The organism is Trichococcus sp. TS_SC_9, assembly GCF_056156325.1.
Genome location: NZ_CM149591.1, coordinates 740,334 through 763,689 on the forward strand (window position 1 = coordinate 740,334; position 23,356 = coordinate 763,689).

15 protein-coding genes are annotated in these 23,356 nt (G+C 50.5%); 5 read left to right on the top strand and 10 right to left on the bottom strand.

Features of this window, described 5'->3' with window-relative positions; translation table 11 throughout:
• Positions 1-8 precede the first annotated feature (8 nt).
• On the bottom strand, positions 9-1,181 hold the full coding sequence (gene deoB / locus AC0J5I_RS03445; RefSeq protein ID WP_475303668.1) for a phosphopentomutase: 1,173 nt from the start codon (positions 1,179-1,181) through the stop codon (positions 9-11).
• 49 nt (positions 1,182-1,230) lie between these two features.
• Here deoB and AC0J5I_RS03450 point away from each other — a divergent pair, with 49 nt between their 5' ends.
• Together AC0J5I_RS03450 and deoD are read left to right on the top strand one after the other, a co-directional pair.
• Entirely contained in the window at positions 1,231-1,887 is a 657-nt protein-coding gene (locus AC0J5I_RS03450) for a Crp/Fnr family transcriptional regulator (protein WP_475303671.1), read from the top strand.
• 168 nt (positions 1,888-2,055) lie between these two features.
• On the top strand, positions 2,056-2,760 hold the full coding sequence (gene deoD, locus AC0J5I_RS03455) for a purine-nucleoside phosphorylase (protein ID WP_475303675.1): 705 nt from the start codon (positions 2,056-2,058) through the stop codon (positions 2,758-2,760).
• Between the two features lie 115 nt (positions 2,761-2,875).
• Here the strand turns inward: deoD and AC0J5I_RS03460 are convergent, their stop codons facing one another.
• Positions 2,876-4,195 (bottom strand): purple acid phosphatase family protein, encoded by a 1,320-nt coding sequence (locus AC0J5I_RS03460; RefSeq protein ID WP_475303679.1) that lies wholly within the window; start codon positions 4,193-4,195, stop codon positions 2,876-2,878.
• 187 nt (positions 4,196-4,382) lie between these two features.
• On the bottom strand, positions 4,383-5,720 hold the full coding sequence (gene mgtE / locus AC0J5I_RS03465) for a magnesium transporter (RefSeq protein WP_475303683.1): 1,338 nt from the start codon (positions 5,718-5,720) through the stop codon (positions 4,383-4,385).
• 400 nt (positions 5,721-6,120) lie between these two features.
• Between mgtE and AC0J5I_RS03470 the strand changes: the two genes are divergently transcribed.
• Both AC0J5I_RS03470 and AC0J5I_RS03475 read left to right on the top strand, forming a co-directional pair.
• Positions 6,121-6,462: a (4Fe-4S)-binding protein gene (locus tag AC0J5I_RS03470; RefSeq protein ID WP_475303688.1), complete on the top strand. Its 342-nt coding sequence runs from the start codon at positions 6,121-6,123 to the stop codon at positions 6,460-6,462.
• 555 nt (positions 6,463-7,017) lie between these two features.
• The gene (locus AC0J5I_RS03475; RefSeq protein ID WP_475303692.1) at positions 7,018-7,587 is read left to right on the top strand and encodes a histidine phosphatase family protein; all 570 of its coding nucleotides are present in this window, start codon (positions 7,018-7,020) and stop codon (positions 7,585-7,587) included.
• A 278-nt stretch (positions 7,588-7,865) separates the two neighbouring features.
• Here AC0J5I_RS03475 and AC0J5I_RS03480 read toward each other — a convergent pair whose 3' ends face one another.
• From AC0J5I_RS03480 to AC0J5I_RS03490, 3 genes are all read right to left on the bottom strand, one after another.
• Positions 7,866-8,798, bottom strand: a complete 933-nt coding sequence (locus AC0J5I_RS03480; RefSeq protein ID WP_475303695.1) for an alpha/beta hydrolase — start codon at positions 8,796-8,798, stop codon at positions 7,866-7,868.
• 246 nt (positions 8,799-9,044) lie between these two features.
• Complete coding sequence (locus AC0J5I_RS03485) at positions 9,045-10,754, bottom strand: glycoside hydrolase family 3 protein (RefSeq protein ID WP_475303698.1); 1,710 nt, start codon at positions 10,752-10,754, stop codon at positions 9,045-9,047.
• A 133-nt stretch (positions 10,755-10,887) separates the two neighbouring features.
• Positions 10,888-13,764 (bottom strand): alpha-L-rhamnosidase, encoded by a 2,877-nt coding sequence (locus tag AC0J5I_RS03490; RefSeq protein ID WP_475303702.1) that lies wholly within the window; start codon positions 13,762-13,764, stop codon positions 10,888-10,890.
• Between the two features lie 146 nt (positions 13,765-13,910).
• Here AC0J5I_RS03490 and AC0J5I_RS03495 point away from each other — a divergent pair, with 146 nt between their 5' ends.
• On the top strand, positions 13,911-15,026 hold the full coding sequence (locus tag AC0J5I_RS03495; protein ID WP_475303707.1) for an AraC family transcriptional regulator: 1,116 nt from the start codon (positions 13,911-13,913) through the stop codon (positions 15,024-15,026).
• 325 nt (positions 15,027-15,351) lie between these two features.
• Here the strand turns inward: AC0J5I_RS03495 and AC0J5I_RS03500 are convergent, their stop codons facing one another.
• The 4 genes from AC0J5I_RS03500 to AC0J5I_RS03515 form a co-directional block, all read right to left on the bottom strand.
• The gene (locus tag AC0J5I_RS03500; RefSeq protein WP_475303711.1) at positions 15,352-16,776 is read right to left on the bottom strand and encodes an MFS transporter; all 1,425 of its coding nucleotides are present in this window, start codon (positions 16,774-16,776) and stop codon (positions 15,352-15,354) included.
• A 227-nt stretch (positions 16,777-17,003) separates the two neighbouring features.
• On the bottom strand, positions 17,004-19,196 hold the full coding sequence (locus AC0J5I_RS03505; RefSeq protein WP_475303714.1) for a glycoside hydrolase family 3 N-terminal domain-containing protein: 2,193 nt from the start codon (positions 19,194-19,196) through the stop codon (positions 17,004-17,006).
• A complete protein-coding gene (locus AC0J5I_RS03510) occupies positions 19,193-20,863 on the bottom strand; it encodes a glycoside hydrolase family 43 protein (RefSeq protein ID WP_475303717.1) in 1,671 nt (556 codons plus the stop codon). Before AC0J5I_RS03510 ends, AC0J5I_RS03505 begins: the two co-directional genes overlap by 4 nt.
• Positions 20,860-23,346, bottom strand: a complete 2,487-nt coding sequence (locus tag AC0J5I_RS03515) for a glycoside hydrolase family 2 TIM barrel-domain containing protein (RefSeq protein WP_475303720.1) — start codon at positions 23,344-23,346, stop codon at positions 20,860-20,862. Before AC0J5I_RS03515 ends, AC0J5I_RS03510 begins: the two co-directional genes overlap by 4 nt.
• Positions 23,347-23,356: the final 10 nt, after the last annotated feature.

The following is a 23,356-nucleotide window of genomic DNA, read 5'->3' on the forward strand; positions in this document are numbered from 1 at the left end:
TGATTTTTTTATTTTAATTCCGCCAAAAAACTTTTTCCGTGTTCTGCTTGTGGTACATCGAAATTATCCGCGATGGTTGCCGAAATATCCGCAAAATGATGAGCTGTGGTCAATTCACTTGGTTGAACCAATTGTTTTGAATAGACAAGCAACGGTACATATTCACGCGTGTGATCCGTTCCCGGTGCTGTCGGATCGTTTCCATGATCTGCTGTAATGATCAACAAGTCATCTTCTGCCATTTGATCAAGTATTTCCGGCATTCGTGCATCAAATGCCATCAAAGCTTCCCCATATCCTCGAACATCCCGGCGATGCCCGTAAAGCGCATCGAAGTCGACCAAATTTGTAAATGAAAGCCCTTCGAATGTCTCGCCCATGACCTTCAGCAACTGATCCACACCGTCCATATTGCTCTTTGTCCGGATGGCTTGGGTGATGCCTTGGCCATTGAAGATGTCGTTGATTTTCCCAACAGCAATGACGTCTTTCCCATTGTCCTTCAGCTGATCCAATACGGTCCTCCCGAATGGGTTCAATGCATAATCATGCCGGTTCGCTGTTCGTTGGAAGGAACCAGGTTCTCCAATATAAGGCCGTGCGATGATCCGGCCGATCATATAGGGATCATCTTTTGTAATCTGGCGTGTATATTCGCAGATATCATACAGTTCCTCCAACGGGATGATATCCTCATGTGCTGCAATCTGAAGGACAGGGTCAGCGGATGTGTAGACGATCAATGCTCCTGTCTCCATTTGTTCCGGCCCCAGCTCATCCAGGATGGCTGTTCCCGAAGCGGGTTTGTTGCCGATGATTTTTCTGCCTGAGTAGGATGTTATTTTTTCCAACAGTTCCTCGGGGAACCCATCCAGGAACACCCTGAATGGCGTATCGATCTGTAGGCCGGCAATTTCCCAATGGCCTGTCATTGTGTCTTTCCCTGCGCTCTTTTCAGCCAGCTTTGTCCAATACGCTTTGCTTGGGATCGCCTTTTCTATCCCTTTGATTTCGGCGATATTGCCTAATCCTAAGCTTTCGAGATGGGGCATTCGCAATGCCATGTTCTCGGCAATGTGGCCTATGGTGTGTGCCCCGCTATCTTGGAAAACTGCCGCATCCGGAGCCTCCCCGATCCCAACAGAGTCCAAAACGATCAAATGTATTCGTTTACTTTTCACGATACCCTTCCTTTCTGTTTCATGTTACAATTTTGTCTGAGGTGAAATTATGAGTAAAAGCATTCAACTATTTGATGGTATGACCGATGAACAAGTACAGACCATCCTTTCAAAGCTCCCATCGAGGAAGTACAAGAAAAACCATATGCTTATCTTCGAGGATGATCCCATCGAAAAAATTTACATCATCAAGAGCGGCATGCTGAAGGTGTATCGTATGCATGAGGGTAAAGAACTCATACTCGGTTTCGCAAAAAGACATGAAATACTTGGCGAGATCGAACTTTTTTCGGACGGCAACGCTCTCTCTTCTGTGGAAGTGATTGAAGATGGAGAAATTTACTATTTATCCCAAGCAGATTTCACTACCTTACTTTATGAGAATAAAGCTCTTCTGAAAAATATCTTCCGTATTTACAATCAACGCTTTAAGGCATTGAACAGGCAAATACAGAATCTCACATTCCATAGCGTCCACACCCGCGTCTGTCGTACCCTGCTTGACTTTATCGAAAACAGTGAGGCTTCCACTGATCTGATCATCCAGCATACGAACCAAAGCACGATCGCCAGCATCATCGGCGCGACCCGGGAATCCGTTTCAAAAACATTCAAGGATCTGCAGGATGAAAAAATCATTGCTTTGGAATCAAAGAAAATCCGCATCTTGAACCTTCCTAAATTGAAAGATTACGCAAACATCTAGGTCCCTGATGTCGTGCCTTCATGTTAACAAAGAAAACGCTTTCCAAGAATGAACCCTTTAACAAAATAAGTGTGAACATCCTCACACTTACACTGAGAGCGATTTCATAACGCTTCATCCTCCTTTGCTCTATCATTGGTACTAACCACTAAAGAGGAGGAAATCATTATGAGTCTTCATATTGATACAGAAAAAGGGCAAATCGCGGAAATCGTTCTATTACCGGGGGATCCGCTTCGTGCGAAGTATATCGCGGAAACATTCTTGGAGGATGCGGTATGCTACAACACCGTCAGGAACATGCTGGGCTATACAGGCACTTATAAGGACAAAAAAATATCGGTGCAAGGTACGGGAATGGGAATGCCATCCGCAACCTTGTACATCCATGAATTGATCAATGATTTTGGCGCCAAAAACTTGATCCGCATCGGTACATGCGGTGCCATCCAAGAAGATGTGCATATCCGCGACGTCATCATCGCACAAGCGGCGGCTACGGACTCATCCATGATCTACAAAGATTTCGCGCCAGCCTATTTCCCGCCTATCGGAAATTATGACTTGATCAATAAAGCCTACACGCTCGGGAAAGAACAAGGGATGAACATCCACGTCGGAAACGTCTACTCATCTGACAGCTTTTACAGTGATTCCAATATCACAGACAATATGAGCAAATATGGCGTACTCGGGGTCGAAATGGAAACAGCAGGGCTTTATTACTTGGCTTCTAAATTCCATGTCAAAGCGCTCAGCATCCTGACGGTCAGCGATCACCTGATCACCGGCGAATTGACCTCCAGCGAAGAACGTCAAACAACATTCAACGACATGATCATTGTTGCGTTGGAAGCAGCCATCCAAGAGTAATACTTAAACTTATACAAGCGCTTGTTCCACAGAAAAAAGCTGATTGCATAGCCGCAATCAGCTTTTTTTGTGCTATCAATTATCTATTTGACTTAACACCGACTCGTTTGTTGATTCATTCCTCCCCAAATGTCTTCACAATGCTGTACGCATCCACTACAGACTGATCGGAAACTTTGTACGTTGTGAAAGTGAGCGAATCGTCCGTCACTTCTACATTCATGTAGGTCGGCTCCTCCAGTTGCAGGGCGACTGCGGAGTAGCGGTCATAAACGGAAGGATCTCGCATCTCGTAATATTTCGAATCGGAAGCTGAGTTGCCTGTCAGGTAGACAGTGCCGTCCGGATCGACCGCCGCCCCTTCCTCGTTGTAGCTGATTTTCCCGACTACCCGATCGCCCTCCATTTGGTAGGTCCGTACATACACGTGGTCGTGGCCCATCAGGACGGCGTCGATATCCAACTCATCGAATGCGGGCACCAACCCGGCGCGCAAAGCCAAAACGTCCTCGTCGAGCGCATGGTCCGCGCTGCTATAGAGCGACTTGTGCACGAGCACAATCCGATGGATCGCATCCGGGTTTGCCGCGATCGCCAACTCCATCGCTTTACGGTGCTCGTCGGTATCGTTCGTTTGCGTGTTCAAAGCGATGAACAGCGTGTTTCCATAGGTAAAGTAAAAATCGCTGTCTTCGGAATCACCTCCCCAGCCCGTCTCATTCGGCACATTGAAATAATCCGCAAACGAGGCAGCATCATGGTTACCGACAATGGGCATGATAGGATAGGCGGTCAGCTCTTCCGGGGAGAACCAGCCATCATATTGGATCGGGTTGTTGGCGCGGTTCACCTGATCACCCGACGATACAAGAAAGGCCGTATCGGGAAACATTTCCGTCGCGGTCGTCACCGTGCGATCCCATCCGTCCGCATCGATCTGGGTGCCATCGCCTGCCCCAATCTGCGGATCGCCGAAGAACAGGAAGTTGAAGTCACCGTCCTCGGTCGCCTGCATCCGGAATGTATAGGATTCCGACCAGGCACGGTGGCCGTCTCCGAAGCGGTAGGAATAAAGCTGGTTCTCCTCCAGTCCGGTGATGATGGCCTTGTGTCTTGATTGGCCGCGCAAAACACCTTCGACAGTCGCCTCAAACGTCTCGCTCGACAGGATATTGCCTGCTTCATCCAGCCGGCTCAGCTCCACTACGGCTTTTTTGTTCATGCCCCGAGTATGCCAGCTGAAAGTCCGTTCCGTTTCATCCGCACCAGGGGCAAAAGCTATATGGAATGCGTCCAATATATGAGGAGTATATTTGGTTGCCACCGATTCTTCTAGCGCGGAATCCCTGTATGGTTCCTTCGCGCAACCAGTCATAACCGTCACCATTATTAGTGTTGCAAAAAGGATTTTCATCCTGTGATTTCTTTTGAACATCGTCAATCCCCTCCAAAACGTCATAGAGCAACTTGCAAGAAAACTGATTTTCTTAAATTATACAACACCAGCCATTAATGAGTATCGCCGATGGCTCTGAAGGCAGATTTCCGCAAAGCATCCACGTGCGAAAAAGAGAGGCGCTTATCTCATAAGCGCCTCTCGGATAACCTTTTATGATTGCCTGTCACAACAAGTGCGGCAAGAACATTTTTGCCAAGCTTAAAAAGAGAAAGAACCCGAAGACATCAGTAGCCGTAGTGAGGAAAATGGAGGAAGAAATTGCCGGATCCAGATCCCATTTTTTCAAGGCCAAGGGAATCAAGAACCCGAAGAAACCCGCGATGATGAGATTTCCAATCATGGCTATGAAAATGATGAGTCCCAAAAAGACATTATCGTATCTCAAGTAAAGAATGATGCCGGTGATCAAACCGGTCACCGACCCGTTGATCAACCCCAAGCCGACCTCGTTGAAAACATATTTCCAATCATTTTTTATATCGACTTCCCCTAACGCGATGCTCCTTATGACCACGGATAACGTCTGGGAGCCAGCATTTCCACCCATTCCGGTAACAATCGGCATCGCAGCCGCGAGCGCGACCACTTGGATGATGACATCCTCAAACATCCCCACCGTAAAGGAAGCCAGGAAAGCAGTAATCAAATTGATGACCAACCAAGGCAGCCTTCTGACAACAGAAGTGCTGATTTTGTTGCCGACCTTTTCATCTTTGCTAACCCCTGAAAGCATCAGTAAGTCTTCTGTCTGTTCCTCGACGATAACGTCGATGATATCATCAATGGTGATGATGCCTAAGATAACGTTCCTCCGGTTCACGACAGGAATAACCTTCAGATCGTATTTGGAAACGATAAGCGAGGCTTCCTCCTGGTCAGTTTCTGGGCGGACCGAGAGGACATTGTCATTCATGATTTCTTCCAAACTGACATCTTCGGCAGATGTCAAAATATCCCTTAGATCGGCAGATCCGATCAGTTCATTCGCCTTGTCGACGACAAAAATCGTTTCGATGATTTCTGTTTTAGGGCCGATGCGCCGGATTTCCTGCAGCACATCTTTCATGCTGAGTTCGCTTCTCAAGGCGATGTACTTCGTGGTCATGATCCCTCCGGCTGTGTCCGGTCCATAACCCAAAAGCATCTGGATCTCATTCGAGTCGCTTTTTTTCATCATGCCCAAGATTTCTTTGCGTTGTCCGACACCGATCGTTCCCAGGATATCGGCGATGTCATCGGGCGACATGTAGGCGAAGAACTTGACGATCTTCTTCGAGTCCAGCAAGCCCATCATGCCTTGCTGGAGTTCTTCTTCCGCTTCCTCTATGATGGCGGCGATTTCCTTCGCTTCCAACAGATTAAGCAAGGCGGCTAATTCTTCATCTTCAAATTCAAACAGAGCCGTTGCGACATCCACAGGATAGTGATCGCCGACGAGCTCCTTCAGTTCTCTCACATTTTTGTTTGCTACTGCGTTTAACAATATTTCGTTCAATTCCATGTCTACACCTCCAAATTGATTAAAATTTTTGAAGGTACAACAGACAGATTATAGATGACAAGTTTCCGGTTTATATTATCTGCGATTGGGCTGAGGATACAAACAGACCTGATGGCTGGCTCCGCTCAGAACCATTCAGGCTAAAACCGCACCTAGGTGGTTTGTCTGCTATACCCTGACTACTATCTGCGTCCATTTGTATCACCCCAATCCTTTTGTTCTTCGTGCAACGGGGACATCAAAAAGTTCCCCTGTTCTCCAAACCTAGTCTACTACTTTTCATCGCCCATAGCCACCTTTGCCCAAAAGAAGTATTCCTTTACGGATTTCATGTTCAAAGTGATATAATGGACACAAATGAATCCGCTATCAAAAGCGGTCCAAAAGGGGAGGCATTATTATGAATGAGTCTGAACTATTAGCGAGTGGCTATAGAAAATATACAGGAGAAAAGGTCGATGTCTACTTCAATTTAAGCGTCTGCACGTATTCCGGCAACTGCGTGCGGGGGAACAATGCCATCTTTGACACGAAAAGAAAACCTTGGATTTTGGCTGATGCAGATTCGCCCGAAGAAGTGGCGCGCGTCATCCATACTTGCCCATCCGGAGCGCTTAAATACCGACTGAAAGGATCCGAAGAAATCTTGCCGACCTTCCCATTGGGAGCAATGAAGCCCGAACAAACTGCAGACAGCCCTGAAGAAGAAAATGATTGCCCTCCGGATGAAACTAAAAAATAGCCGGATGTCCATACCGTTTACCAAACAAATCACCCGCAAAGGACTCAAGATCCTTCGTGGGTGATTTTTAATGTCTTATTTTATTTATTAATTCTATTCTGCTGCAGCAATCTGCGGATTTTCCCGAGGTTTCCTCAAAGTAATCACAAATCTGAATACCGCTAACCCGAGCAGGATCGCCGCTTCTATGTAGAAGATTCCGCGCACCGAGTTTACGTGGAACAGCCGCTCCAATACTACGATGCCGTATGGTGAGAAGGCCGCGCCGAGCGACGGAATCGGGACCCTCCTCCGGCGAGGGTTCCCCCACCGGAGGACAGCGGTATGTTGCGGACTCTTCTCCGGCGAGCTTGCCCTCATCGGAGAAGGGGCCTTTAAATGCGAGGCGTGCTCCGGCGTAGCCTCCGTTCGCCGGAGGAGAAAACCCGTTTGGCGTATCACGTCAGCCATATGTATGAGAGCGGAGAGTATGCGGAGACACTCTATGTTGACTTGCCCCCCGAAGCAAGTAGTATAATTGATACGCATACGCTTCACATCCCAGGAGGAACCCACATGAAAAAAACGTTGTACTTGATGCGCCATGGCCAGACCCTTTTCAATGTCCGCAGAAAAATCCAGGGGGCATGCGATTCGCCTTTGACGGAGCTCGGCATCCAACAAGCCGGGATCGCCAGTGCCTACTTTGATGATATCGATCTCGACCACGCCTACAGCTCCACAGCCGAGCGCGCCTGCGATACGCTGGAAATCGTTACGAACGAATTGATGCCCTACCAGCGTCTGAAAGGCCTGAAGGAAATGCATTTCGGCACCTTCGAAGGTGAGAGCGAAGATCTGAATCCCAAAGACAAAAGTACCTTTTTCGTGCAGTACGGTGGCGAATCCGGCGATCAGGTAAAGGAGCGGATGGTCAAGACTTGCATCGAAATTATGGAACAAGACGACCATAAGACTGTGCTTGCTGTCTCCCATGCCGGTGCCTGCATCCACTTCCTGCGCGCTTGGCAGGATCCGCATGATGTGATGAAGGATGGCATCACCAACTGCTGCGTCTTCAAGTACGAATACGATTCGGAGTCGAAAACCTTCGCGCTGTTGGAAGTCGAACGGCATGGGTTCTAAAGTTTCTTGAAAAAAAATCTGGATAGATAAAAAAAGTTAAGGGGGTGCCTCGAAATAATGAGGCTTTCCTTAACTTTTTTGCGCATTTCTACATTTAATTGTTTGCCGGCGAGGCCGGAAAGATGAATAGCTGTCTGTTATTCATCTTTTTTTTTCCAAATTGGTCCCGAAATATGAATAACTTTTTATTATTCATCTTTTTCGGCCTCCGGTGATCTGAAACCATGGATATCTCACTGTTATCCATCTTTTTTCATCGCAACCTTCATCCCCGGTTACTAATCCCATCTGGTTTGATCCTGCAAATCGAAACTGAAGCGTTTCAACAGCCAGGCGTCCGCTAAATCGATCCACTTGGCTGCATTCTGATCGACCAATGTTTTTGCGTTAGCAGTGGCTTGCGTGGCAAGACTCAATCCGTGCGGACCATCCTCGAATACATGGAGTTCAAAAGGAATTTTGTGCTCCGACAAGGCCATACCCATCCGCAGCGTATGCCCAACCGGCACAAGTGCGTCTGATGCTGTGGCCCACAAGAACATTGGCGGTGTTTTTTCTGTGACCAACAACGCCGGGCTCACTTCTTTCAACGTTTTGTCGCTAGGGGATGCTTCCCCCAGCAACGACATAGCGGATGCATCGAACAGCAAGGTGGCCATTTCATCCTTTTCTGTCTCCTTCATGAACAGGTAGTCGCTTAACGTATAGCCTAAAATAGTAGCGGCTGGGCGAAGTGTTTCTTCCGACACCTGGTAATGATCGGTCAGGATCGGTTTATCCCAATAGACCGAATACGTCGCGGCATTGTGCGCGCCTGCCGAAAATCCGCACAGTGCGATCCGATCTGTATCAACCAGCCACGTTTCGCTGTATTCGTGGATCGTCAGCATGGCTTTGCCGATGTCCCGGATCGCGGCCGGAAAGACCGTATGCTCGCGCCTTTCGACTCCGCCAAAAATGGATTCAAAAGGTTCGTGCTTATCCAGATAAACGGAATAGCGCAGCACAAAGGCATGATAACCCATCGCCGCAAACCGCATCGCCACGGGCTCGGCTTCCCGATCGGAACAGGAAAGATAGGCGCCGCCCGGACAGATCAGCACGGCCGGGCGGGTTGCGCCGTCCAACAATTCCGGTGAATCCTGAAGGACATAGGTCGTCAACGTGACGTCTTCCCGCTCCGGATATAATTTTATCGTTTCAACAATCATTTTTTTCCTCCTTAATACGTTCTGATGCATACCCCGCGTTGAATCGGTTGTCGGCGTGGGGGCCGAAAAGATGAATATCTTTCTGTTATTCATCTTTTTCAGTCCGTGTTGGCCCAGAAAGATGAATAACTTTTTATTATTCATCTTTTTCGGGCCCCGGTGCTCTGAAACCATGGATATTTCACTGTTATTCATCTTTTCGGGGCCGACCTTAGCACTTAACCTTATATTTTTCTCTGGACTCCCTTATAAGTTCGTGCCCCAGACCCCGCAGAACGGATCGACCGGGCTCTTGCCTTGGAATTTGGACTTGCCAATCAATTTTTCCACGAGGATTTCGTTGACTGTATCGTTCGCGCTGTAGCAATTGATGTAGGTCTTGATCATCGGGGCATCGAACAGATGATACGGGTTCGCCAAGGACACGAAAAGCGTCGGGACATCCTGGACAAACCAAGGCGCATCGGCCGCCATCAAGCGGATCCAATCGATCCGGCGCGTCGTCTGGTTGCTCGCGGTATCGTAATTCGCGACGTAGATGACCAGATCCACTTTCGCCTTCAGATCTTCCACGCCCTCCTCAAAGATTTCGTGGAAGTTCAGTTGTTCATAATTGAATGTTTCTACCGAAAAGCCGGCTTCACTCAGTTTTTCGATGAAGGAACCTTCGGAAGCCCCGCCGTCCTTAAAGCCGCCGCCCAATCGGTCTTCCAGCATATAGACCCGGACACGCGGCGTTTTCTCCGGTGAGATCGGCAACAGATTTTGCGTGTCTTTCACCAAGGTGATGGCTTTGTCCGCGCTCTTTCTTGCCAATTCCAGATGTTCCGGACAGCCCACGATGTCCAACGCTTCCGGGGCAGAAATCAGGCTGTTGGCTTTCTGTTTATCCACCAAGCCCATGCTTGCTTTCATCGCCAGAATGCGCGTGACCGCTTCATCCAGCCGCTCCATCGATACGTCGCCGCAGCTTACCGCATCGCGCATCGCTTGGTAATCTTCGTCGATGTTTTTGTTGAACAGGATCATGTCGCAGCCGGCGTTGATCGTTGTCGGAATCGCCTTCTTGCGGGACATCGCCGCATTGTAGCCGATCATCGGCGTCGCGTCCGTCACCGCCACTCCGTTGAAGCCTAAGCGGTCGCGCAGCAAGCCGTTCACCAATTCCGCCGACAAGGAAGCCGGTAAAATATCTCTGTCCTCCAAAGCGGGATTGAGCGCTTTGCTGTAGGCAGGCTGCAGGATATGTCCGATCATGACGGACAATGCGCCCTCTTCGATCATGGCTTTGTACACTTTGCCGTAGCTTTCATCCCATTCCGGAACGGACAGGCTGTTCACAGTACTCACCAGATGCTGATCGCGCTCGTCCACGCCGTCACCGGGGAAGTGCTTGACTGCCGTGGCGATACCGTTCTCGTGCAGGCCTTTCATTTGCTGCAGGGAAAAATCGATCACCAGATCGACGTCCGAGCCGAACGTCCGGATGTTCGTGATCGGATTTTTGAAGTTCATGTCGATGTCCACAATCGGGGAAAACGCCCAGTTGCAGCCGACAGCTTGCGCTTCACGTCCGGAAACAAAGCCCAACTGATAGGCTTCCTTCTCGTCGGCTGTCGCCGCGACACCCATCGGACGGCCATAATAGGTTCCGTCTGAGCAGATCCCGTTTCCGCCGGCTTCAAGATTGGCCGCCAACAACAGCGGGATCTTGCTTTCGTTTTGCAGAACATCGTGCGCCTGTCTGATCGCTTTTGCCGGCATCGGGCGGAACATCATCCCGCCCGGTTGGTATTTCTGCACAAATTCCGTCAATGCCTGATCTTCCGGATTCCCGGCGATTGGGCAGAAAATTTGTCCGATTTTTTCTTGCGTTGTCATCTCGCTAACTGTATTTTCTACCCAAGTAGTTTGGTCTTCCGATAAAAAAAACGGCTTTTCTGTTAAACGTACCATCAAATCACACCTTTACTGTTATTCCTTCTTGACGTCTATTATACAGCAGTTCCCGCCGCATTAACGCACGCGCATAGGGTCCGTTCTTTTCACATTCCCGACATTTTTTAAGGTGTTTGTTCAACACAATGCTTTACAGTTTTGCCAACGCTTCGTTGATTTCCCCAAGTACGCGGTCATTCACAAAATGCTGCACGATCGGAACCGAGGAAAACGTTTCGAACGGGCTGTCCAACTGGTTCAGTGCCAGATCATTCCCCTTCAGCATCGGCAGATGTTCAAAAATCACCGTGCGGGTCGCTTTGATTGCCAAGAGCTCTTTGTACGTCATCGCAATGGAATAGTTGACCTTGTAAGATTTCAGCGGCTTGTAGGTAAACTCATATGCCCCGCCGGCAACCGTAAAGGCTATGCCCTCGCCCTTTTGGATGATTTCCGTTTGGGTAATGCCAAAGCTTTGCAATTGATCGGCGATTTCAGTCGCTTGGCAGTGCGGAAGCTCGATCGTGGCCATGCTTTGGGTCGGCACCTCGAAAGCGAAATGCAGTTGTCCGTCTTCCAGGATGCGCCACGCACTCTTGATTTTGCCTGATGAGGACTCGTATTCCCCGCTTGCGGCACCCAGTTGTGCGCTTGGGACAGGTTTCAGATAAAAATGACGGTAGCCGGCATGCAGCGGATCGGCTTGAATGCCCAGCACCGAACGGTAAAGCCATTCGACGATCGATCCGTACGCGTAATGGTTCAATGAATTCATGTCGGTGCCGCTGATTTTCCCATCCGGCAAGACGGAATTCCATCGTTCCCAGATCGTGGTTGCGCCGAGATTGACCGCGTACAGCCAGCTGGGATAATCCTCGTTCAGCAAGATGCTGTAGGCCAGCTCCGTCAAGCCGCTCTTCGTCAGCGCCTCGCACAGATAAGGCGTGCCGACAAATCCGGTTTTCAGATGCACATCATCCTCCAACAGCTTCGCTTCAAAATCGGCAATGACCCGGCTCAGGCTTGCTTGCGGGACCAGATCGAAGTAGAGGAACAGGACATACGCGGTCTGCGTGTTCACTGCCAAGCGGCCTTTCGCAGTCAAAAATTCAGCCTGAAGGGCGGCCTTGATGCTTTCCGCCAACGCCGTGTACTTTTCGGCATCCGCCTGCTTGCCTAGCGCTGCGGCAGCCTTGGCCGTAAGGGTTGCCGAGTAATAATAGTAGACAGAAGCGACCAGTTTCGGATCGGTCCCGCCGATCGGTGCTTTCGGGTTTTTCCCGTCCAATGCCAGCCAATCGCCGAACTGGAAACCCGTCGTCCAAAGTCTGTTCGAACCGCTGCGCTCATCTTCGCGGTAGACATATTCCACCCAATCGACCATCGTGGCGTATTGCTCGTTCAAAAGCGAGAGGTCGCCGTGCTGTTCATACAGCACCCACGGAATCACGGTCGCCGCATCGCTCCAAGCCGCGGCTCCGGCTCCCATAAAGCCGCCTTCCGAACTTTTCGGTTTCAGCATCGGGACGACGAAAGGAATGGATCCGTCCAATTGTTCCTGCTCCAGGCGCAGGTCGTGCATAAACTTCCGGTAAAACGCCGGTGTGTACATGTTATAGCTGGCGGTGCGGGCAAAAATCTGCGCATCGCCTGTCCAGCCCATCCGTTCATCGCGTTGCGGACAATCCGTGGGCACATCCAGGAAATTCCCTTTTTGCCCCCAAAACGCATTTTTGATCAATTGATTCACTTGGGGATTGGCCGTCTCGATTTTCCCGGTCACTTCCAAGGCGCTGTGGATCACGTAGCCGATGAAATCGGCCGGATCGACATCCTGATCGAAACCGCTCAATTTTGCGTAGCGGAAGCCATAGAACGTGAAGTGCGGACGGACGGTTCTTTCGCTTCCGTCGCTGATGTAGGTGAACTTCGCTTCCGCGGTTCGCAGATTGTCGTTGTAGAAATTGCCGCCCTGCAGCTCTTCCCCCACTTCATAGCCGATTTCCGTTCCGGCTGGCGCCTGCGTTTTGAAGGCGATCCAACCGACCATGTTCTGTTTGAAATCCAGAATCGTTTCGCCTGCGGGTGACTGGATCACTTCCGGAATCAAGCTTTCGACGTATTTCAGGGCCGGGCTCAAGCGAGCGGAGAGCTGATCCGTTGCATCCAGCAACACCGCGACCCGCTGCCACCCCGCGAGGTCTTCCGTATAAACGGACCAATCGGCAACCTCTTTGCGCGCATCGTACACTTCGCCGTCGTAGATGCTGCTTTTCAGTACCGGGCCCGTTTGTGCCAGCCAGGAATCATCGCTGCCGACGATTTCCGATGTTCCGTCCGCGTAGGCAATGTGCAATTCGGCAATCAACTTCAGTTGGTCCCCGTACAGGTTGGTGTAGCCGCCGTCAAAGCCGAATCGGCCTTTGTACCAGCCATCCCCGAGCATGATTCCCAGCGCATTGCCGCCGCTTTTGAGACTGTCCGTCACATCGAACGTCTGGTATTGTTGCCAAAAGTCATAGGCATGATATCCCGGCAAGAGGTACTCGTCATGCGTCCGCTGACCGTTCACTTCAAATTCGTACAAGCCCAAGCCGCAGATGTACAAACGCGCAGCCGCGACTTCCTTCTCTATCACAAATTGTTTCTTCACGATCGGCTGTGCCTCTTGATCCTCGCCGGGTGTGATCCATTGCGCTGTCCACAAGCCTTGCTGCTTCGCTGTCTCGAACCAAGCCTGCTCGCTTTCGGCAAGCAACTCACCAGCTGCTGATTGAGCAAGAACTTTCCAGTAGTAGCGCGTTTGGGGAAGCAAGCTGATTTTCGGCTGGAAGTCCAATGCGTTGATTGCTTCTAACCACTCGCTTTCGAACAGGATTTCGGCGAAGGCAGCATCAGCCGCCATCACTACTTTCGTTTCCATTCCCGGCTCATTTTTCCCGGTAACGATCCAGGACAAGCTCAGCATATCCAATAAGTAGCCGAGTGGATTTTCCAAATGGTTGGTGCGTAATTTCTGTATGTTCATGATTTTGCCTCCGTTTTCATTTTTGCTCGTTCTTGCTTTGTTGCGAATGATTGCTGTAATCCAGGCTTCCTTGAATATCGAAAATATGTCTGCTATACTTTTCCAACAACCGCTAATCTAGTTCTGACAGGGAGGATCACATAATTATGCCCTACTATATCACGTACGGTGAATTCCAAAAACAAATGACCGCTTATTACCGTCAAGCCGGCAAACGTATGCAATTTACCGAGATGACGGACTATCTTTACCGAAAAGGTTTGTTGAAACAGACGCTTGAAATGCCCCATGTAACCGGCATTTTCGAGAACATGTCGGACGACGAGTTTGAGGAAATCATCGATTCCTTCGTCCTTTCCCTGACGCCGCAGGTTCCGTCATCGTCCTCCGTCGTCGAGGCGGATATCATTCCTCCCAAACGAGATGTTTTCATCATCCGCCATCCCCAGTTCACCCGGCCGAATCCGCATACGCATAACTTTTTTGAAATCAATTATGTCGTGCAGGGCAGCTGTCGGTTCACTTTTGAGGATGAAACATCTACCCTTGAGGAAGGCGAACTGTGCATCATCGCACCTTCCTCAATGCATGATATCTTGATTGAGGATCAATCAATTGTGTACACGATCATGCTCCGCAAAAGCTCGTTCGACACGATTTTCTTCTCGTTGCTGTCCGGAAAAGATCTGCTTTCTTACTTTTTTCGCAAAATCCTCCAGGATGATACGAGTCCCAATTTTCTTTTGTTCAAAACCGATCAGAACGACCAGCTGAAACCGATTATCCGCAACGCCATGGTCGAATGCCATCGCTACGACAACTACAGCAACAGTTGCTGCATCAATTGGATCAACTTGATGTTCTCCAACTTGCTGCGCAATTACAGCGAGAGCATGCAATTCCATAACTATCACATCGGCACCGATTTCTCCGTCATCCTGCAGTACATCCAGCACCATTACCAGGAGCTGTCGCTGTCCCGTTTGGCCGAGGAATTTCATTACAGCGAGCCGTATCTGTCGACGATGATCCGGGAAAATACTGGCTACAATTTTACCGATTTGGTCCGGCGCTTGCGCTTGGCGCATGCGATCGAATATCTGGAGAACTCCAACCTGAAAATCAGCGAAATCGCCACGCAGGTTGGCTATAAGTCAACCGACCATTTCTCGCGCGTGTTCCGTACCACCTATCAGGTCTCCCCGGTGCAATACCGCAAACAGCACGCGCACTCCGAGGATACTTTCAATCCGTTCATATAAACTTTTAAGATGAGCCGTCCAGCTTCCAAGACGGCTTATTTTTTTGCGCGGAGCTCCCGGAGCTGGTGCTTTCCTCCGGTGAGCGCCCTTCTCAACGGAGGTGCGGTGCCGGTAACTTGCCCTCCTCCGGTGAGCGAATGTTGGCCGGAGCTGGGCGCGGAATCGGAACCTGTCCTCCGACGAACGATGGCTCGTCGGAGGTGAGGGATTTATGCGCACGTCAGCTCCGGCGAGCCCGGCTCCACGCACTCCTCCCCCATCAATAAACCAACATAGGTGCTGCCCCTTTTGGAGACAGCACCCTTTTTCTAACAATTACTGTTGATTATGCATCATGATTGTCTTCGCTGTGGTCGCGGATAAGCTCTTTCATTTCCAGAATATCTGCGCGGTGTTTTTCTACCGGATTGAACTTCAAAGCGATCAACAGGATGCCGCTGATCAAGGCTGGCGCGCCGAAACGCAGGAAGTTGATGGCAAACATCGTGCTCGCTGGTTGGTTGCCGATTTCACCGGCTCTGTAACCTGCCCAAGCAAGCACTGCCAAAATACCTGAGTTTGTCACGGTATTTCCGCATTTTTGCGCAAATCCTTTGATGGATGAAATAACGCCGTTTGCTGTGATGCCGTCTTTGAATTGGACATAGTCGATGGCATCGTTCACCAATACGTTGACCAATGCATTTGACATCGATGCCACGGATGTAGCAATGAAAGTGATTACATAAAGGAGCATCATGCTTCTGCTGCCGACGAAGAACAACGTCACGTAGCAGATGATGGCCGCAATTTGTGTGACCAACAATGTTTTTTGGGCTGTCTTAAAGATGCGCATGCAGATCGGCATCAAGACAACCATCGAAACCAAGGCACCCATGGAAACGACCAGCATGTAGATGGAAATCAAGTCCGGACGGCCCAAGTAATACATAACGTAGAATACGGAACTGGCAAACATCAAGCCGTAACCCATTGAAGCCATGATCCAAACAACCACGAATGGCGACAATTCTTTGTGGCGCAATATTTTTTTCAAATCTTGAGTAAGTGGTGTGTCACTTACAGGAGCGATGTATTTTTCTTTTGCAGTTGCAAACAAGCTCCAGAATGAGATGCAGGAAATCAATCCCAGAACGATCATCAAGGGAATGTAGCCGTTCGATATTCCGAATGCGCCCTCAAAGAACGCTTTCATTTGTGGAGTGAAGGATGCGCCGATCGTGAACATGACCGCTGTCGCGCCTGCTCCCATCATGATGACTTTGTTTCTTTGATCATCTGTTTTTACGTGTGCAGGCAGGATCGCCATTTGCGGCATCGTGTACATCGTAACCGTCATGCCGTAGCCGATATACGTCAACAACACGTAGATGATTTTTCCGTTTGTCGAAAAATCGGGATTCAACCAGATCAGTGTCCCGAAAATAGTCAACAGGATCGGTGCAACCACGAAGTACGGGCGATAACGTCCCCATTTTGATTTGGTACGGTCAGCGATGACGCCCATCATCGGGTCATTGATCGCATCCCATAAAGTTGCAACAAACATGATCATGGATGCTGCCGCTGCCGGAATCATCATTGTGTCTGTCATGTAAACTGAGAAATAACTTCCGATAATAGCTGCTATCAACATAGCGGTTCCACTGACTGACGTAGCGTGCGACCAGGCAAATAAGTTACTGACTTTTTCTTTTGGTGCGTTTGTTGCCGTTTCCACCAACACTGCTGCTTCTGTCTTTTCTGCCATAACATATCACTCCTTTTTTTCTATCAAGCTTGATAATCATATTATATAAAACCGCTTACCAAACGACCATGTTATTATTTACTGATAATCCGACATTTTTTAATATACATCATTTTATTTTAGAAAGGGTTTACTTTGTTGTTTTAAAAACTTTTCCCGATTAGAAAGGTTATATTTGAAATGAAAAAAAATGGCGCAGCCGATATATCTTCAGCGCGCCTTCCACATTAACCAAACGAAAGATAAGTCGTTTCCGAAAGAGTGTCCCTGGAATTGCCGCCCACAAAAAACGCGAATGCGCCAGCCTCCAAAGTATAATCCATTTTCTGATCGTAATAGCTCAATTTTTCGAAAGGTACTGCAAATTCCACCGTAATCGATTCCCCCGGCTGAAGCAAGACCTTCTGATAGGCTTTCAACTGCTTGACCGGACGCGCCCGCTTGGCCACTTTATCCTGCACGTAGCACTGGACAATTTCATCGCCTGCACGCGCACCGCTGTTCGTGACGGTCACCGCGAGACGGACCGCATCATCCGTTGTTCCCACTTGCAGGTTACTGTAGGAAAATGTCGTATAGCTCAAGCCGTAGCCGAACGGATACACGGGTTCAAGCGGCGTGTCCAAATATTTCGATGTGAATTTGGACTTCCCGCCTGGTCGTCCGGTGGAAATGTGATCATAATACAGCGGGCATTGCCCGGTTGCGAACGGAAACGTTGTGGTTAATTTGGCGCTCGGATTCACCGCTCCGTAGAGGATATCCAATACCGCGTTCCCGGCTTCGATTCCCGGATGCCAGGCTTCAAGGATGGCAGGGACCTGTTCCGAAATGGTCGGGATCGCCAGCGGTCTCCCGTTAAACAGCACCGCAACAACGGGTTTCCCAGTCCGCAGCAACGTTTCGACAAGCTCCAACTGAATGGCCGGCAAGGAGATGTCCGCCTTGCTTGCGGCTTCCCCGCTCTCTTCTTTTTGCTCTCCAATGGCCAAAACCAACACATCGGCGGTCTCAGCTGCTTGGTTGATCTCATCCGTTGCCACGCTCCCGTCGACGATGCCGGGATGATACGCGTAGCGGATACCCTGCGCATCCATCGCCTGTACCAGGCTGACGCAATCATTTTCCTGCGCTCCGATTGCCCAAGCGCCCGTCATCTGGCCCGGATCGTTCGCAAGCGCACCGAAGACAGCGATTTTTTGCTGCGGATTAAGCGGCAAGATAGACTCATTTTTCAACAGAACCATCGCCTTGGTTGCTGCTTCGCGGGCAAGCGCCCGGTATTCCGGCCTTACCAATGTCGCCTTTTCCTTTTCTTCACTCGTCCGGTAAGGATTTTCAAACAAGCTCAATTCAGCTTTAAGCTTCAAAATGCGGTAAACGGCTTGGTCCAACAATTCTTCAGCGAGTTCACCGCCTTCGATCAGTCCGGCAAGATTCTCAGCATAGACGTTCGAAGTCATGTCCATATCAATTCCAGCCTGCAGTGCTTCTTTGGCGGCCGCTTGCCGATCCGCGACAACGCCATGGTTGACGCATTCAGCAATGGCATTCGCATCGCTTACGGTGATACCGTCGAAGCCCCATTCGTCCCTCAAAACATCACGCAACAGCCATTCGTTCACGGTGCACGGCATGCCGTTCAGATCATTGAAAGCAGGCATGACCGCACGTGCCCCGGCATCGATGCAGGCTTTGTAGGCAGGCAAATATTCTTCCCACAAACGCTGCTCGGACATGTCCACCCGATTGTAATCTTTGCCTGCTTCGCCGGCACCATACGCCGCAAAGTGCTTCAGGCAGGCTGCCATCGCGTCCGCTTGCGACAGGTCCTCGCCCTGAAAGCCTCTCACTTTGGCTGCACCATAGTCGCCGTTCAACAAGGTGTCCTCGCCGGCGCCTTCACTGACACGTCCCCAGCGGGCATCTTTCGCGACGTCCACCATCGGGGCGAATGTCATGTGAATGCCCGCCGCCGTCGCCTCTTCTGCAGCCATTCTGGCCGTTTTCTGCCACAGTTCAGAATCCCAGGCGCAACTTTCAGCCAACGGGATCGGCGTCACGGTCCGGAAACCATGGATCACATCATAGCCGAACAGCAAGGGAATCCCCAGGCGGCTTTCCTCCACCGCGATTTTTTGGAGCCGGTTCGCTGTCAGGGCATCCCCGATGCCATTGTACGAACCGATCTTTCCGGCACGGAGCTCATCCTCATGGAAATCCTTTTCAGCGGTGCTCATCAATCTGCCGAATTCTTCCTGACTGATCCGGCCATCGAACATCATATCCAACAGTTCCCCGAAGCTGACCTCGAAGGCACCGACTAAAGACGGGCCGCATTGCTGCAGCTGTCCGATTTTTTCTTCCAAAGTCATTTCGCCGATCAAGGCTTCCATTTTTTGCGTCTGCACATCCATCATCGTTGCCATTCTCCTTCCGGTTCGAAACCCTCATAAATGAAGGTATCGAAATCCGCATACTTTTCCTTCGTTTGTCCGTTTCCGGAAGCAAACATGCCGATATAGGCGCCGACAAAGCCGCCCGCTGTTTCCGAACCCAGGAAGGATCCGTCCACCTCATCTGCAACCGACTCCAGGTTGTCTACGGTTGTTCCTGCAGAGAAGCTGAAGCGCGAGCCATTTCCTTTCACTTGCAGAGTAAAGTCCGATTGATTCGGAGCCGCAACGACTTCGCCCAGCTGCGCTTCGGTGAAGTGCTGGATGCCGGCTTGATCATAATGCGAAATAACCAGGATACAACGCACGACCGGATTGCCCTCTTGACCTTTCGCGATTTCCAGACGCAATTGGTTCGCGTCGTTCTGCAGGACGACGATGCCCGCCGTTTCGTTTTCCTGCGGCGAAAAACGGACCGTGACCGTTGCCTGGAAATCCAGGTGCTGTTGGCGTCTGCCGACGAAGCTGATATTCTCTTTCGTTTTGCCGATCTTCGAAATGCGGCTGAAGACGCTCCCGTCCGTATTGTCGAATTCCCATGGGACCAGCGCATTCTTCAACAGTTTCAAGCGCAAACGGCCCGCATCAACCTTGGCGAAATCTTCCCGGGGCGTGCCCAAAAAGTTCCACTCAAAACCGAGTTCTTCTTCAAACCTCTCGACGACAGGCTCCTTGAAATCATTGACTGCGTGCCCAACCGGTTGCCAACTCGGCAGGCCCGGGGATGGATAGCTCCACTCCAATTTGCCTGTGCCTTTGCTGACTACGGGCCAGCCATCTTCCCACACGACTGGAACGAGAAAGGTTTCGCGGCCCAACAGTTTATGTTGCCCCTCACTCAAGCGTGAACCGAGGCAAACCATATACCAATCGCCATTTTGCAATTCGACCAAATCCCCATGGCCCACATTCCAGATCGGATAGCCTTTCCCGAGGTGGCGATGGGTGAGGATCGGATTCCCTTGGTGGTTCTCATATCCCCCGAAAATGGATTGGCTGCGGCTGATCGTGACGGCATGGAAATGTTCCGTCCCGCCTTCCGCGATCATCAAATAGTAATAGCCGTCTTTCTTGTACAAATGCGGGCCTTCCGGGGCTTCGGCGTTTATCTGGGCTCCGGTCCCGATGATGTGGCGTTCGCCGATCAACTCGAAAGTGGCCAGATCAATTTCGGAGCACCAGATGCCTTGCCGAGAGCCCGCTTCGTCATCGAAACGGGTCGTTCCTGTGTAGTAGCATTTTCCGTCATCATCCCAGAACAAGGAAGGATCGATGCCGTCCGCGCCCTGGATGATGTGCATCTCCGACCACGGCCCGGCAGGATTGGTGGCGGTCACGACAAAATTGACGACGCCCATGCTCATATTGGTCGTGATCATATAAAATGTGCCGTCATGGTAACGGATAGTCGGTGCAAAAATGCCGGCCGAAATCATTTCATGCGTCAGCGGCAACTGTTCAGGCCGATCCAGCACGTGCCCGATCTGTTCCCATTGCTCCAAATCCTTGCTGTGGAAAATCGGCACGCCCGGAAAATAACTGAAACTGGAAGTGACGAGATAGAAATCATCCCCGACCCGGCAAATCGAAGGATCCGGATAAAAGCCCGGCAGAATTGGATTCCGGATCATAGCTTTACACTTTCCGACATGCGCAAGGCTTGACGGTCCGATTCCAAATCAGCTAGCGACAGTTCCAGCGATTCTGCAACGCCGTTCTCGTCAGAGAGGGTCAAGACGACATTTTCTGCATCGACAGCCTTTTTGAGGATGATCATCGCACGGCCAAGGAATGTTTGCGTCACATGCTTATCAGGATGGGATTCCGGTTTCGGATTGCCGCTACCAAAGCCGACAAGTTCCGCATCACCGGAAACCGACAAGCGGATTGTCTGATCAGCATCCGCGGCCAAATTTCCTGCTGCGTCACGATAGGCAACCGGGACATAGATGAGTTCATCCATGATTTCCTCGGCGCCAAAGACAAACTTGCAGTGTTCGCCGGCTGTCGTCAAATCCATCCGGCCGATTTCTAGACCGTTTTCGTAAGCGACAGCTGTCAGGATTCCTGGTTCATAAGTGGTTTCGAACAGCGCGCGGTATCCGACCGCTTTACCGGAAGCTTGTTTGCCCAGCGTTTCCCCGTTGCGGAACAGTTCGATTTCCGTCCCCGACGCATACACTTCCACAATCACCGGGTTCCACTCGCAGCCGCTCCACGTCCAACTGGAGACGTTATCGCTCATAATCCACGGCGTTTTGATCAGATGTTCGCCGTATCGATGAGGATTTTGGACGGTGATATACGGATTTTTCTGTAGCCCAAAGACGATTTCGCGGAAATAAGAAAGCGGGCGGCGGATTCCGGTAATGTCGAAATCACCGACATAAGCCAACTGGCAAGGGAATTTGGCACCAAAGCCGCCTTCACCCCACTGATAAGCAGGCACGCCGACACCAGCTTCACCCAGATAATCCCAGCCGGTCCAAGTGAAATCGCCGATCACTTGCGGCAGTTTTTCAACCAAGTCCCAGTTACGGGCGATTTCAGGCGGATACGTTTCGCTGCCGACCATGATGCGGTTCGGATAAGCTTTGCTGTCCCCTTCATAACGGGCAGTCATGTAGTTGTAACCCGCGATATCCATCGGGCTGCAGGCCGTTTCCAAACGTTCCGAGATGGCCGGATGCACAACGATATCGTCCAGATGGCCATCCATCAGCGTCATGAAATCATTGACATTGCCTTCGATTTCGCCTGACTGTTGCAGATCGGAAACAACGTCGCTCACGATCTGATCGACTTTATCACCGGCCGCAAAAACGCCATTGATGCCCGCCAAAGTGAAACGGGTATCGTCCAATTCTTTGATCTTGGCGCACAGTTCGTGGCATACTTTCGCTCCATGCGGGGTCCCGATTTCCGGTATTTCATTGCCGACCGAATAAAGGATCACGGCCGGATGATTGAAATCCTTGCGGACCATCGCCGTCACATCTTTTTCCCACCATTCCTGGAAATAAAGGCCGTAATCGTAGTCAGATTTCATCCGGTTCCACATGTCGAATGTTTCGTCCATCACGTACATGCCCAAAAGGTCGCAAGCACGCAGCATCGCAGGCGCCATCGGGTGATGGGACATCCGGACCGCATTGAAACCAGCTTCCTTGAGCCGTTTGATTTGGCGGAATTGGGCATCCTCGTAAGTGGCTGCACCAAGCAGACCGCTGTCGTGATGGATGCAGGCGCCGCGGAGTTTCACTGTTTCACCATTCACACGCAAACCTCGCTTCGCATCCACCTGCAACGTCCGGATACCGAAAGTCGTCTCGGCTTCATCCGCCAATTCCCCATCCACGTACAGATTGCTTTCGCATGTATACAGGCTCGGATTTTCGTCCGACCAACGCTCCGGGTTATCCACTGTCACGCGCTGTTTGATGATGCGTTCCTCTTGCTCAAACAACACAAAAGGCGAGCGTTCTTTCGCCACTTCATTGCCTTCCGCATCGCGGATCACGGTTTCCAACACGACGCGGCTTGGCGCATACTTCCGTGTCTTCACTTCTGTCGCAATATCCAGCACTGCCAACGTTTCATCGGCTTCTGCCGTTTTGATCTGGACCCCTTCTGGAACCAGATGCGTCACATCCGACACAAGCAGGTAGACATCCCGATAGATTCCCCCGCCCGAATACCAGCGGCTGTTTGTCATCGCGCCATTGCGGACTTGGACACGGATTTCATTTTCTTCTCCGTAGCGGAGAAAATCATTCAGCCGCACATAAAAAGTTGAATACCCGAACATATTTTTACCGGCCAACTCGCCGTTTATGTACACCATGGCGTTCATATACACACCTTCAAACTTCAGGATGACCGTCTTTTCCTTGTAATCAACCGGAGCATGGAGCGTCTTCACATAGTTATAAAATCCGCCGTCGTAATAGCCTGTGTTACCGCCGTTCAGACTGTCCGCATGTGCCTTCTTTTCGAACATCGCATCATGCGGTACCGTGATTTCCTTGGCTGTTTCCGGCACATTCCATACCAACGCAAAGGAGTTCTTGTCCTCCCAGAATTTCCACTTGTCATTAAATTTTTTCTCTATCATTTCATCCACC

Excerpts from the sequence above, each read along its gene's own strand:
- AC0J5I_RS03450 (WP_475303671.1), top strand. The coding sequence starts at position 1,231 with ATGAGTAAAAGCATTCAACTATTTGATGGTATGACCGATGAACAAGTA.
- deoD (WP_475303675.1), top strand. The coding sequence starts at position 2,056 with ATGAGTCTTCATATTGATACAGAAAAAGGGCAAATCGCGGAAATCGTT.
- AC0J5I_RS03460 (WP_475303679.1), bottom strand. The coding sequence starts at position 4,195 with ATGTTCAAAAGAAATCACAGGATGAAAATCCTTTTTGCAACACTAATA.
- mgtE (WP_475303683.1), bottom strand. The coding sequence starts at position 5,720 with ATGGAATTGAACGAAATATTGTTAAACGCAGTAGCAAACAAAAATGTG.
- AC0J5I_RS03470 (WP_475303688.1), top strand. The coding sequence starts at position 6,121 with ATGAATGAGTCTGAACTATTAGCGAGTGGCTATAGAAAATATACAGGA.
- AC0J5I_RS03475 (WP_475303692.1), top strand. The coding sequence starts at position 7,018 with ATGAAAAAAACGTTGTACTTGATGCGCCATGGCCAGACCCTTTTCAAT.
- AC0J5I_RS03480 (WP_475303695.1), bottom strand. The coding sequence starts at position 8,798 with ATGATTGTTGAAACGATAAAATTATATCCGGAGCGGGAAGACGTCACG.
- AC0J5I_RS03485 (WP_475303698.1), bottom strand. The coding sequence starts at position 10,754 with ATGGTACGTTTAACAGAAAAGCCGTTTTTTTTATCGGAAGACCAAACT.
- AC0J5I_RS03490 (WP_475303702.1), bottom strand. The coding sequence starts at position 13,764 with ATGAACATACAGAAATTACGCACCAACCATTTGGAAAATCCACTCGGC.
- AC0J5I_RS03495 (WP_475303707.1), top strand. The coding sequence starts at position 13,911 with ATGCCCTACTATATCACGTACGGTGAATTCCAAAAACAAATGACCGCT.
- AC0J5I_RS03500 (WP_475303711.1), bottom strand. The coding sequence starts at position 16,776 with ATGGCAGAAAAGACAGAAGCAGCAGTGTTGGTGGAAACGGCAACAAAC.
- AC0J5I_RS03505 (WP_475303714.1), bottom strand. The coding sequence starts at position 19,196 with ATGATGGATGTGCAGACGCAAAAAATGGAAGCCTTGATCGGCGAAATG.
- AC0J5I_RS03510 (WP_475303717.1), bottom strand. The coding sequence starts at position 20,863 with ATGATCCGGAATCCAATTCTGCCGGGCTTTTATCCGGATCCTTCGATT.
- AC0J5I_RS03515 (WP_475303720.1), bottom strand. The coding sequence starts at position 23,346 with ATGATAGAGAAAAAATTTAATGACAAGTGGAAATTCTGGGAGGACAAG.